At 64.2% G+C, this 12,249-nt stretch carries 12 protein-coding genes; 10 read left to right on the top strand and 2 right to left on the bottom strand.

What is annotated here, in order from left to right; genetic code table 11:
- Nucleotides 1-314 precede the first annotated feature (314 nt).
- From cysP to HHA01_RS02135, 5 genes are all read left to right on the top strand, one after another.
- Nucleotides 315-1,337 (top strand): thiosulfate ABC transporter substrate-binding protein CysP, encoded by a 1,023-nt coding sequence (gene cysP, locus HHA01_RS02155; RefSeq protein WP_141317467.1) that lies wholly within the window; start codon nucleotides 315-317, stop codon nucleotides 1,335-1,337.
- A gap of 57 nt (nucleotides 1,338-1,394) precedes the next feature.
- The gene (cysT, locus tag HHA01_RS02150) at nucleotides 1,395-2,258 is read left to right on the top strand and encodes a sulfate ABC transporter permease subunit CysT (RefSeq protein ID WP_141317466.1); all 864 of its coding nucleotides are present in this window, start codon (nucleotides 1,395-1,397) and stop codon (nucleotides 2,256-2,258) included.
- Nucleotides 2,258-3,085, top strand: a complete 828-nt coding sequence (gene cysW, locus HHA01_RS02145) for a sulfate ABC transporter permease subunit CysW (RefSeq protein WP_141317465.1) — start codon at nucleotides 2,258-2,260, stop codon at nucleotides 3,083-3,085. The genes cysT and cysW overlap by 1 nt, the downstream gene beginning before the upstream one ends.
- Nucleotides 3,082-4,188, top strand: coding sequence for a sulfate/molybdate ABC transporter ATP-binding protein (locus tag HHA01_RS02140; protein WP_141317464.1), 1,107 nt, complete (start codon nucleotides 3,082-3,084; stop codon nucleotides 4,186-4,188). The genes cysW and HHA01_RS02140 overlap by 4 nt, the downstream gene beginning before the upstream one ends.
- A 77-nt stretch (nucleotides 4,189-4,265) precedes the next feature.
- On the top strand, nucleotides 4,266-4,853 hold the full coding sequence (locus tag HHA01_RS02135) for a YajG family lipoprotein (protein WP_141317463.1): 588 nt from the start codon (nucleotides 4,266-4,268) through the stop codon (nucleotides 4,851-4,853).
- 64 nt (nucleotides 4,854-4,917) lie between these two features.
- Here HHA01_RS02135 and HHA01_RS02130 read toward each other — a convergent pair whose 3' ends face one another.
- Together HHA01_RS02130 and HHA01_RS02125 are read right to left on the bottom strand one after the other, a co-directional pair.
- Nucleotides 4,918-5,571 (bottom strand): thiopurine S-methyltransferase, encoded by a 654-nt coding sequence (locus tag HHA01_RS02130; RefSeq protein ID WP_141317462.1) that lies wholly within the window; start codon nucleotides 5,569-5,571, stop codon nucleotides 4,918-4,920.
- Between the two features lie 33 nt (nucleotides 5,572-5,604).
- On the bottom strand, nucleotides 5,605-6,246 hold the full coding sequence (locus HHA01_RS02125) for a TIGR04211 family SH3 domain-containing protein (RefSeq protein ID WP_141317461.1): 642 nt from the start codon (nucleotides 6,244-6,246) through the stop codon (nucleotides 5,605-5,607).
- 408 nt (nucleotides 6,247-6,654) lie between these two features.
- Between HHA01_RS02125 and miaB the strand changes: the two genes are divergently transcribed.
- The 5 genes from miaB (at nucleotide 6,655) to lnt (ending at nucleotide 12,157) form a co-directional block, all read left to right on the top strand.
- The gene (miaB, locus tag HHA01_RS02120) at nucleotides 6,655-7,998 is read left to right on the top strand and encodes a tRNA (N6-isopentenyl adenosine(37)-C2)-methylthiotransferase MiaB (protein WP_141317460.1); all 1,344 of its coding nucleotides are present in this window, start codon (nucleotides 6,655-6,657) and stop codon (nucleotides 7,996-7,998) included.
- 155 nt (nucleotides 7,999-8,153) lie between these two features.
- The gene (locus HHA01_RS02115) at nucleotides 8,154-9,260 is read left to right on the top strand and encodes a PhoH family protein (protein ID WP_373862923.1); all 1,107 of its coding nucleotides are present in this window, start codon (nucleotides 8,154-8,156) and stop codon (nucleotides 9,258-9,260) included.
- Nucleotides 9,257-9,781: an rRNA maturation RNase YbeY gene (ybeY, locus tag HHA01_RS02110; protein ID WP_246053782.1), complete on the top strand. Its 525-nt coding sequence runs from the start codon at nucleotides 9,257-9,259 to the stop codon at nucleotides 9,779-9,781. Before HHA01_RS02115 ends, ybeY begins: the two co-directional genes overlap by 4 nt.
- The gene (locus HHA01_RS02105) at nucleotides 9,778-10,644 is read left to right on the top strand and encodes a CorC family transporter (RefSeq protein WP_141317458.1); all 867 of its coding nucleotides are present in this window, start codon (nucleotides 9,778-9,780) and stop codon (nucleotides 10,642-10,644) included. The genes ybeY and HHA01_RS02105 overlap by 4 nt, the downstream gene beginning before the upstream one ends.
- A gap of 40 nt (nucleotides 10,645-10,684) precedes the next feature.
- Nucleotides 10,685-12,157 (top strand): apolipoprotein N-acyltransferase, encoded by a 1,473-nt coding sequence (gene lnt / locus HHA01_RS02100; protein ID WP_141317457.1) that lies wholly within the window; start codon nucleotides 10,685-10,687, stop codon nucleotides 12,155-12,157.
- Nucleotides 12,158-12,249: the final 92 nt, after the last annotated feature.

Genomic DNA, 12,249 nt, shown 5'->3' with positions numbered 1-12,249 from the left:
CTTCCCTCTTCCCTCTTCCCTCTTCCCTCTTCCCTCTTCCCTCTTCCCTCTTCCCTCTTCCCTCTTCCCTCTTCCCTCTTCCCTCTTCACACCTCACTCCTCACTCCTCACGTAGCTCGTAGCTCGTAGCTCGTAGCTCGTAGCTCGTAGCTCGTAGCTCGTAGCTCGTAGCTCGTAGCTCGTAGCTCATCAAACTGGTAACCCGTCGCGACTTCAATATGCCGAATTAATATAACTCCATCCCTTGTAATTCCATTTAGCGATTATTACCTTAGCCATCTAAGGAAACTCTTTTCGCACTGCAAGGAGCCATCATGTCCCCGCTGCCTGTCGTACGCCGTACCCTCACTGCTTCGCTTATCGCCGCCGGCCTGAGCATGGGCTTCGCCTCACCGGTCATGGCGGCCGAGCGTGAATTGCTCAATTCTTCCTACGATATCGCCCGCGAGCTGTTTGCCGCGATCAACCCGGCCTTCAAGGAACACTGGGAGGCCAATCACGACGACACCCTGACCATCAAGCAATCACATGGTGGCTCGTCCGCCCAGGCGCGCGCCATCCTTCAGGGGCTGGAGGCCGATGTGGTGACCTACAACCAGGTCACCGATGTCCAGGTACTCGCCGACGCCGGCCTGGTGGCCGAGGACTGGCAGGACGAGTTGCCCAACAACGCCTCACCCTACTACTCCACCACCGCTTTCCTGGTGCGCAAGGGCAATCCGCTGGGGATTGAAACCTGGGCGGATCTGGTCAAGGAAGACGTCGAACTGGTCTTCCCCAACCCCAAGACATCCGGTAATGGCCGCTATACCTATCTGGCCGCCTGGGGCGCCGCCGATCGCCAGTTCGATGGCAACCAGCAGAAGATCAAGGACTTCATGCGCACCTTCCTGGGCAACGTCAAGGTCTTCGATACCGGCGGCCGCGGCGCCACCACCAGCTTTATCGAGCGCGGTATCGGCGATGTCCTGATCAGTTTCGAATCCGAGGTCAACAACATCCGGCAGGAATATGGCAGCGACGAGTACGAGGTGATCGTGCCGCCGGTCAGCATCCTCGCCGAATTTCCGGTCGCCGTAGTCGAGGAAAACGCCAAGGAGAACGGTAACGTCGAACTGGCCCGGGACTACCTGAACTACCTCTACACCGAAGAGGCCCAGCGCCTGCTGGCCGGCTTCAACTACCGCGTCCACGACGAGACCGTGGCCAAGGAGTTCGCCGACCAGTTCCCCGAGACCGAGCTCTTGGAGGTTCAGGATGTCTTCGGCGGCTGGGATCAAGCCATGGAGACCCACTTCGAAAGCGGCGGGATGCTCGACCAGCTGCAGCGTCGCTAAGCACGGGCGGTCCGGGCAGCCCTGTTATCGAATGCACATGACCAACGAGACACCATCATGAAAGCATCGGCTTTCAGCCTTGGCTTGCCGAAAGCCCGGCAGCGCGTGCTGCCGGGCTTCGGCCTGTCATTGGGCATCAGTCTGACCTTCGTGTCGCTGGTGCTGTTGTTACCGCTCACCGGCCTGGTCGGCCAGCTCTCCGGCCTGTCCTGGGGCGAGTACTGGGCGATCATCACGGAAGGCCGTGTGGTAGCCAGTTACCTGACGACCATCAGCGCCGCAGCGGCCGGCGCCCTGGTCAATGCAGTTTTCGGGCTGCTGATGGCCTGGGTGCTGGTGCGCTATGACTTCCCCGGCAAGCGCCTGCTCGATGCCCTGATGGACCTGCCCTTCGCCCTGCCGACCGCTGTCGCCGGCATCACCCTGGCAACGCTGTATTCCAGCAACGGTTGGATGGGCCAGGTCCTGGCGCCGCTGGGCGTCGAGGTGGCCTATACCTGGGTAGGCATCGCCCTGGCCATGGCCTTCACCAGCATCCCCTTCGTGGTACGCACCGTGCAGCCGGTTCTCGAGGACCTGCCCGGCGAGGTCGACGAAGCCGCCATGACCCTGGGTGCCCGGGATGGCGTGGCCTTTCGCCGGGTACTCCTGCCCCACCTGTGGCCGGCACTGGTCACCGGCACGGGGCTGGCCTTCGTGCGCTCGCTGGGCGAGTTCGGCGCCGTGATCTTCATCGCCGGCAACATGCCCTACGAGACCGAGATCACCTCGCTGATGATCTTCGTCAAGCTGCAGGAATACGACTATGTAGGTGCCTCGGCCATTGCCTCGGTGGTCCTCGCTACCTCGCTGCTCCTGCTGCTGGCCATCAATCTCTGGCAGGGCCGGTTCATTCGCCGCCTGCATGGGGGGAGCGCCTGATGCAACGAATCGGCGATTCCCCCGGCATGCGCCGTCTGCTGATCGGCATGGCCGTCGGGCTGACTGCCCTCTTCCTGCTGCTGCCGCTGGTGGCGATCTTTGCCCAGGCCTTCGCCAAGGGGCTCGGTACCTTCTGGGGCAATATCACCGATCACTACACCCTGGCAGCGATCGGCCTGACGCTGTTCATCACCGCACTGACCATTCCGGTGAACCTGGTGTTCGGGGTGATGCTCGCCTGGCTGGTGACCCGCTTCCAGTTCCCCGGCCGGCGGCTGTTGCAGACCCTGATCGATATCCCCTTCGCCATTTCACCGGTGGTGGCGGGTCTGATCTACCTGTTGCTGTACGGCCGTAATGGCTGGATCGGCGGCTGGCTGGACGCCCATGACATTCAATTGATGTTCGCCTGGCCGGGCATCCTGATGGTGACCATCTTCGTTACCTGCCCCTTCGTCGCCCGCGAACTGATTCCGCTGATGCAGGCCCAGGGCTCGCGCGAGGAAGAAGCCGCCGTCACCCTGGGGGCTTCCGGCTTCACGCTGTTCCGCCGGGTGACGCTGCCGAACATTCGCTGGGCGCTGCTCTACGGCGTCATCCTGACCAATGCCCGGGCCGTCGGCGAATTCGGCGCCGTCTCGGTGGTCTCCGGCTCCATCCGCGGCGAGACCAACACCCTGCCACTGCAGGTCGAACTGCTGTATCAGGATTACAACACCGTGGGGGCCTTCGCCAGCGCCGCTCTGCTGGCCCTCATCGCCCTGTTCACGCTGGCCGCCAAGGCCGGCCTGGAGTGGCGCGCGTCGCGCCGGGAGGCTTCCGCATGAGCATTCATCTGGAGAACATCGCCAAGCACTATGGCCGGGGTGGCCAGCACCAGGCGCTGGCTCCGCTGGACCTCGACATCCGGCAGGGCGAACTGATCGGGCTGCTCGGTCCCTCCGGTTCTGGCAAGACGACACTGCTGCGCATCATCGCCGGGCTCGAGGCCCCCGACCGCCAACCCAAGGGACGCATACTGTTCGGCGAGCGCGATGTCACGCACCTGCACGTACGCGACCGGCGCATCGGCTTCGTCTTTCAACACTATGCGCTGTTCCGCCACATGACGGTCTACGACAACGTCGCCTTCGGGCTCACGGTGATGCCTCGCCGGCAGCGTCCACCCGGCAGCGAGATCCGTGCCCGGGTGCATCGCCTGCTGGAAATGGTGCAGCTCGAACAGCTGGCCAACCGCTACCCGGCCCAGCTGTCCGGCGGTCAGCAGCAGCGTGTCTCGCTGGCGCGTTCCCTGGCGCTGCGCCCCGATGTACTGCTGCTCGACGAGCCCTTCGGCGCTTTGGATGCCAAGGTCCGTCAGGAACTGCGCCGCTGGTTGCGTCATCTGCACGACGAGTTGAACTTCACCAGCGTCTTCGTCACCCATGACCAGGAGGAAGCCCTGGAGCTCTCGGACCGAGTGGTGGTGATGAGCGACGGCCGCATCGAGCAGATCGACACGCCGGAAGCCCTGTATCGAGCCCCGAGCAACCGCTTCGTGTTCGAGTTCCTGGGGGATGTGAACCAGCTCGAGGGGGAAGTGCGCGACGGGGTGCTGACCTGCGGCGATGCGCGCCTGGACGTCGAGCTGCCCGACGGGCCGCGCAACCTGCTGCTGCGCCCGCATGAAGTTGCTCTCGAGGCAGAGCCCAGTGAAGCGGCGCACCTGCCCGTCAGCGTCACGGCCATCTCGCCGGTGGGCGCGGAGGTTCGCGTGGAGCTGGCCGCCGACTGGCTGCCCGGCCCGTGGCTGGCCACCGTACGCCATGCCGACTTCGAACGCCTGGCACTGACTCGCGGCCAGCGCCTCTTCGCCCACCCCCGGCACTGGCACCGTTTCACGGCGGCCAGTCACAGCGAATGTCATGCCACGGCGCCCATGGCCGGATAAGCGGCCGAGGAAATCCTCGCCGACGCCGGCGACACGGCTATAATCGATGGCGAGTTGCCATTTCAGGGAGAGAGACCATGCTTCGACGTTTGATGACACTGACGGCCCTGGTGCTGACGGCAGGCTGGCTGGCCGGCTGTGCGTCACCTCAATACCTGCAGCCGTCCCCGGAGCGCACGACCACCGTGCCGAGCATCGGCCAGGGTCAGGCCGTCACCGTGACGGCCGTCGATGGTCGGCAGAGCGAACAGATCGGCACGCGCAGCGGCAATGCCATGTCGACCTCGGCGATTACCGTGGCAGCCGGCCCCCTGATCCCCAAACTCCAGGACGAGGCCGAACGCGCCCTGCGCGACATGGGATTCCAGCCGACCACCCAGGCCACCGACGGCCGCCCCAGCCTGACCCTGACCCTCCAGCGGCTGGCCTATGATCGTCAGGATAGCCGTCCGATGCTCGACAAGGCACGCCTGGAGTCGGTACTCGAGGCCAGGGCCGAGAATGGCGGAGCCACCTACACCGGGACCTACACCTCGAGCCTGAGCCAGGAGTTCGCCGTCAGCCCGGGCTTAAAGAAGCATCAATCGATGGTGGAACGGGTGCTCAGCGACGGCCTGAATCGCGCCTTCCGGGACCCGGAATTGGGACGTTTCCTGTCTCGCTGAGTTGCTCCCCCGGTCGGACGCCGGGCAGACAACCCGAAGGCACCCTGGATCACCGCGGTGTCGGTCAACGACCCCGGGATCCCGCCCGTGGCCCGCGTCGCGTCAACTGCCAGACGCTTTCCTGAAAACCGCTGTCGGGATCGCGCGGAGCATCGACCAGGTGCCGTAAATCGAAGTTGGCTGCGAACAGCTCGCACACTTCTTCGGGCGTGACCGTATAGGGCGGCCCACCCTCATCGCCGGACGCCCGCGTCAGCGAGACCAGGAGCCCGCGTGCACCGGGCGACAGCAGCTGTGCCAGGTGGAAGGCGTAGCGCTGCCGCGCCGCCTCGGGCAAGGCGATCAGGGCGGCACGATCATAGAAGGCGCCGAAGGCATCGGCGTGGTCAACGGGGAAGTGAAAGAAGTCCCCGCACCAGAGCTCCACACCACCCTGGCGGGTGATGGCAAAGGTATCATGGGTATCCCGCACGACCTCACCGTCACCCTCGGCCACGAACTGCTCGATGGCCGTCTCGGCGAGCTCGACGCCCAACACCGCATGCCCCTGCTCGGCGAGCCAGCGCATGTCATGACTCTTGCCGCACAATGGCACCAGCACCCGGGCGCCGGAAGCCAGACCGAGCCCCGGCCAGAAGCGCATCAAGGCCGGATGCATGGTATCGCGATGGAATCCGATGCGCCCTTCCTGCCAGCGTTGCAACCAATCCTGTGTCATGCGCCTACCTCGAGTCGTCGGACAAGGAGCCGTCTAGAACCAGCGATCACGCTTGCGCCGACGGCGCGGTAGATGCGGTACGATCAGGCCGACCAGCAGTCCCGCACCGGCAATGCCTCCGCCATACATCAGATAGCGCATCAGCAGGTCATCTTCTCGGGTGCTCAGGCGCGCCTCCAGCTCGCGCACCTTCTCGCGCGATGCCCGAGCCTCACTGGCCAGTTGCTGGTTGAGTTTCTCCAGCTCGGCAAGGCGTTCTTCACGGGTTTGCAGTGTTTCGTTCAGCGCCTGGACGCGTCCTTCCCAGGTCCCTGCGACATCCGCCAGCCGCGAACGCAGGGTGCTGACCTGCTCTTCCAGGCGGGGCAGTTGCACATGGGCACTGGGCGTATCCTGCAAACGGTCGCTGAGTACCCAGACAACATCGCCGCTCTCGCTACGTACCTCGGAGTAATTGCCATCCGTGCCGAGCACTTCTACCGGTTCACCCGCCGTCAGGCGTCCGACGATACGATACTCATCCGTCGGGCCACTGCGCACATAAGTGGTCAACTCGTCGGAGACCCAGGCTGAGGCGTCGGAGTCTCCCTCTTCCGTTTGCTGGGCGTGCACCGGCAGGGCCAGCGCCCCGATCAGCACACCCAGCAGCGTGATGCTGCGTGATTGCTTTGTCATGCCGTTGTCCTGGCTGTCCGAGCTGTCTATGCGGCGTCCTGCGGCCATGCCTGACGCCAGTTGCCTGTGCCGCCCGCCCCGCCGGGCATTTCCCCGGGGGTCATCCACAGATACTGTGGACAAGTGCCGGGAAAACTGCTGGAAACCCGTCCCCAGGCGGCATAATGCCGGTGCTGACGCGGCTTCGATCAGTTCATGACCAGCGCCCGTGACCGGCAGAGGCATAACGGTACCACAGGACAGCCCGCCTCGGCAGCGCACCCGGTGCCGACGCACCGGCCACAGACCATGACAAGCCTGGCCTGCTGCCCGTATAATATCGGCCCTTGTCGGAAGACCTCGGGTCTTACCCCGCGAACGATCATCCACCGGTGCCCCGTCGGGCCTTCGAGCCACGACCAGACTCTTATGGCGAAGAAACTCTTCATCAAGACACACGGCTGCCAGATGAACGAGTATGACTCCGCGCGCATGGCGGACATGCTCGGCGAATCCCACCAGCTGGAACTCACCGACGACGAGCGGGATGCCGATGTCATCCTGCTCAACACCTGCTCGATCCGCGAGAAGGCTCAGGAAAAGGTTTTCCACCAGCTCGGCCGCTGGAAGAAGCTCAAGGAAGCCAATCCCGACCTGGTGATCGGTGTCGGCGGCTGTGTCGCCAGTCAGGAAGGCGAGGCGCTGCGCAAGCGGGCACCGCAGGTCGACATGGTGTTCGGCCCGCAGACCCTGCACCGCGTACCCTCGATGCTCGACGCCCGGCAGGAGGACAAGATCTCGGTGGTCGATGTCACCTTCCCCGAGATCGAGAAGTTCGACCACCTGCCCAAGCCGACCTCGGATGGCGCCACCGCCTTTGTCTCGGTCATGGAAGGCTGCTCGAAGTACTGCACCTTCTGCGTGGTGCCCTATACCCGTGGCGAGGAGGTCTCGCGCCCCTTCGAGGCCGTGATGGACGAGGTCATCCACCTGGCCGACCAGGGCGTTCGCGAGATCAACCTGCTGGGCCAGAACGTCAACGCCTACTGTGGCGAAAACCAGCTGGGTGACGAAATCGACCTGGCCGAGCTGATCAGTTGCGTGGCGGCCGTCGAGGGCATCGACCGAATTCGCTTCACCACCTCGCACCCGGTGGAGTTTTCCGACAGCCTGATCGAGGCCTATGGCGAGATTCCCGAACTGGTCAGCCATCTCCACCTGCCCGTCCAGGCCGGCTCGGATAACGTCCTGGCGGCCATGAAACGCGGCCACACGGTCGAGGAATATGTCGACAAGCTGGAGCGCATCCGCGCCCTGCGGCCGGACATCAGCTTTTCCTCAGACTTCATCATCGGCTTTCCCGGCGAGACCGAGGCCGACTTCGAGTCGACCATGGACCTGATCCATCGCATCGGCTTCGATGTGTCCTTCAGCTTCGTCTATTCGGCCCGTCCGGGCACCCCGGCGGCCGACCTGCCCGACGAGACCCCGGAAGACGTCAAGAAGCAGCGCCTGGCGATCCTTCAGGAGCGCATCAATCAACAGGCCATGCAGATCAGTCGCCGCATGGTGGGGACTACGGAGCGCGTGCTGGTCACCGGCTTTTCGTCCAAGGATCCGGGCCAACTGTCCGGGCGCACCGAGAACAACCGGGTGGTCAATTTCCGCGCCCCGAACCCGACCGAGCTGATCGGCTATTTCGTCGACCTGGAAATCACCGAGGCGCTGCCCAACTCGCTGCGCGGCGATCTGGCCTCTCCGGAACGCTTCTGAGAGCTGTGGCGGCACAATCCGCCGTGCGCCCGAAACGTGCCGAGCAAGCCGCCTGGCCCGGCCCCGCGTCGAGCGAGGCGCGAGGCATGGACGCTCACGCGCATTGCCCCGGCACGCTCCGGGGCAGTAAGCTGTTCATCATCACACACCAATCGATGGATTCGTGCCCTTTGAGCCAGTCATCTACATCGGCCAATCGCGTCATCACCCTCAATCTCGAGCCCAATGACCCGCGCCGCCTGGCCGCACTGTGCGGCCAGCGCGACGAGCATCTCAAGCTGGTCGAAGAGCGGCTCGGCGTCACGCTGCGCAATCGCGGCAACACCTTCCAGCTCGCCGGGCCGGAGTCACGCGTCAAGGCCGCCGCCAATGTGGTCGAGCATCTGTATCGCGAGACCGAAGCGACCGAGCTGACACCAGATACGGTGCATCTCTTCCTGCAGGAGTCGGGCGTCGAGGCACTGGAAGAAGAGGAGAACACCCGGGGTGGCGATGGCGAGGTCCTGATTCGCACGCCCAAGTCGGTCATCAAGCCGCGCGGCATCAACCAGCAGGGGTATGTCGCGAGCATTCGCGCACATGACATCAATTTCGGCATCGGTCCCGCCGGCACTGGCAAGACCTACCTGGCCGTGGCCGCGGCCGTGGAAGCGCTGAACCAGCAGGAAGTACGACGCATCCTGCTGGTGCGCCCGGCCGTGGAGGCCGGCGAGAAACTGGGCTTTCTGCCCGGCGACCTGGCCCAGAAGATCGACCCTTACCTGCGCCCCCTGTATGACGCCCTCTACGAGATGATCGGCTTCGAGCAGGTGGCCAAGCTGATCGAGCGCCAGGTCATCGAGATTGCGCCGCTGGCCTACATGCGGGGTCGCACGCTCAACAACGCCTTCATCATCCTCGATGAGAGCCAGAACACCACGCGCGAGCAGATGAAGATGTTCCTGACGCGCATCGGCTTCGGCTCGACGGCCGTCATCACCGGCGATATCACCCAGGTCGACCTGCCCCGCGGCCAGACCTCCGGGCTGATCCAGGTGCTCGATGTCCTCAAGGACACCCAGGGCATCGGGGTGACCCACTTTGCCGCCAAGGACGTGGTACGCCATCCGCTGGTGCAGCGCATCATCGAGGCCTACGATGTCTTCGAGGCCGACGAGGAAGCCGAAGCCCGGGCCAAGCGCGAAGCTCGTGAACAGGAGCGTGAAGCACTCCGCCAGCAGCGACTGGAACGCCGCGACGACGGCGAGGCGGGAGACACATGAACTCGCCGGCGATGGTTCCGGAAATCGACCGCCAGGTGGCGGTGGATGCCAACGAGCTGCCGGACCAGTCGGCGCTCGTCGACTGGGTGGCCGGCGTGTTGTCCCGACATCCCGGGGAAACGCGCCACGAGCTGACCGTGCGCTTCGTCGATGCCGCCGAGAGTCAGTGCCTGAACCGCGATTACCGGGATCGCGACCGCCCCACCAATGTGCTTTCCTTTCCCTTCGAATGCCCACCGGGCGTGGACCTGCCGCTGCTCGGCGACCTGGTGATCTGCCACGCGGTGGTCAGCGACGAAGCCAGCCAACAGCACAAGACAGTGCAGAATCACTATGCGCACATGGTCGTGCATGGCACGCTGCATCTATTGGGTTACGATCATATCGAGGACGCAGAGGCCGAGGACATGGAAGCCCTGGAGCGAACCATACTCGCCGAACTGGGCATTGCCGATCCGTACACGAGCCCCGATCCTCCCACAGGTGACAACGATCCCGAGGACGAGAGAGCCAACGCATGAGCGAAGACCGATCGAGCAGCCAGGGCAGCAGGTCCTGGCTCGATAAGTTGTTCAGTGCCCTTTCCAACGATACGGATGAGCCCAACTCCCGCGACGAATTGCTGGAGTTCCTGCGCCAGGCCGCCACTCGACTGAAGCTCGAACAGGACGCCATGATGATCATCGAGGGCGCCCTGAACATCAGCGACCAGCAGGTGCGCGAAGTCCTCATCCCGCGTTCCCAGGTCAACGCCATCGACCTCGACCAGCCGCTGGAAGAATACCTGCCCTTCATCCTCGAGACCGGACACTCGCGCTACCCTGTCATCGGCGAGAATCTGGACGAGGTCCGGGGCATACTGCTGGTCAAGGATCTGCTGCCGCTGTTGCGCCAGAGACAGGACAGCGGTCACGCCTTCCAGCTCGAGGAGGTCCTGCGCCCGGCCATGTTCGTACCGGAGTCCAAGCGCCTCAACAGCCTGCTCAAGGAATTCCGCGACACCCACAATCACATGGCCGTGGTCGTCGACGAGTACGGTGGCACGGCCGGCATCGTGACCATCGAGGATATCCTCGAGGAAATCGTCGGCGACATCGAGGACGAGCATGATACCGACGAGGAAGCCGACATCCGCGACCTCGGCGAGGGCCGCTACGCGATTCGCGCCCTGACCCCCATCGAGGATTTCAACGAGCACTTCGGCACACACTTTTCCGACGAAGAGTTCGACACTCTGGGCGGCCTGATCATGCAAGGCTTTGGCCACTTGCCCGGGCGTGGCGAGTACACCGACATCGGCGGCTGGCGCTTCACCGTCCTGAATGCCGACAACCGCCGCATTCGACTGCTCGAAGCCGAGCGACACGGCCACGACGACAGCTGAGACGCCTCACCGCACCGACTCGATAACCACGGACGGGACCATGCACGCCTTTCGCCGCCACCCTCGCCTGGGTTACCTCGCCGCTGTCGTCGCCGGCGTCCTGACCACCCTCTCCGCCGCACCCTTCAAGCTCTGGTGGCTGGCGCCGGTGGCCGCCGGCCTGCTGTATGCCGGGCTCAGCGACAGCACGCCCCGTCAGGCGGCCTGGCGAGGCTGGGGCTATGGTCTGGGCCTGTTCGGCCCCGGGGTCTCCTGGGTCTATGTCTCGATTCATGACTACGGCTATACCGGGGTCCCCCTGGCCGTGGCGTTGACGACACTATTCGTCGCCGCCCTGGCGCTTTTCTTCGCCGTCACCCTGGGGCTCTATCGTCGCCTGTGCGGACCTCGCTTCGGCGTCATCACCTTCACCGGTGCCTGGGTACTCGGTGAAGCCTTGCGAACCTGGCTATTCACCGGCTTTCCCTGGTTGTTGCTGGGCAGTGGCCAGGTGGATTCGCCACTGGCCCCCTGGGCACCGGTGGGTGGCGTCTATCTACTGTCACTGATCGTCGCGTTGAGTGGTGCCCTGGGTGTAGAGCTGCTGCGTCGACGCTGGTGGAGCGCGCTGCCGCTGGCCGGCCTCTGGCTGATCCCCTTGGCGCTGCCGACGCACTGGACGCAGCCCGCCGGCGACCCGGTCCGTGTGGCCCTGCTGCAAGGCAACCTCTCGCAACACATCAAGTGGACACAACAGGGACAGCGCACGGCCATTGACACCTATCTGCGCCAGACCCGGCAACTCGAAGACATTCCACTCGACCTGGTGATCTGGCCGGAAGCCGCCCTGCCGATGTTCGAGGACCGGGCCTCCCCCATTCTCGAGCGCGCCCAGGCCAGCCTGCCTGACGAGACACAGCTGCTCACCGGTATCCTGCAACGCGATGCGCAGGGACAGTTCTATAACAGCGTGGTGGGACGAAACGGCGTCGAAGGCGAGTACCGCAAGCAGCACCTGGTGCCCTTCGGCGAATACCTGCCACTGGAGAGCCTGTTGCGCGGCGCCATCGCCTTTTTCGATCTGCCCATGCCTGCCATGACCCCGGGTGAAGACGAGCAGCCCCCCATGGTCGCTGCCGGGACCCGCATCGGCAACGCCATCTGCTACGAGATCATCTATGCCAACCTGGTGGCGGATCAGGCCCGTCAAGCCGAAGTCATCCTCACGCTCTCCAATGACAGCTGGTTCGGCGATTCGTTGGGGCCACAACAGCACCTGCAGATGGCGCGACTGCGCGCCCTGGAAAACGGCCGCTATGTGGTGCGCGCCACCAGCAACGGCGTCACCGCCATCATCGACCCCCAGGGCCATATCACACAGCGCCTGCCCCAGTTCGAGACCGCCACCCTGATCGGCGAATTCACCCCGATGCAAGGACTCACCCCCTTCACCCGCACCGGCAGCTGGCCGGTCTGGCTGCTCGGGCTGATGATGATGCTGGCCGGAGTGCGGGGACGCCGACGCAAGACATAAGAAGGAAGAAGGAAGAAGGAAGAAGGAAGAAGGAAGAAGGAAGAAGGAAGAAGGAAGAAGGAAGAAGGAAGAAGGAAGAAGGAAGAAGGAAG

The sequence above is a fragment of the Halomonas halmophila genome (assembly GCF_006540005.1).
Classification (GTDB): Bacteria; Pseudomonadota; Gammaproteobacteria; order Pseudomonadales; family Halomonadaceae; genus Halomonas; species Halomonas halmophila.
Note: the sequence above shows the minus strand (reverse complement) of the source record. Positions and strands in the feature narration are given on the sequence as shown.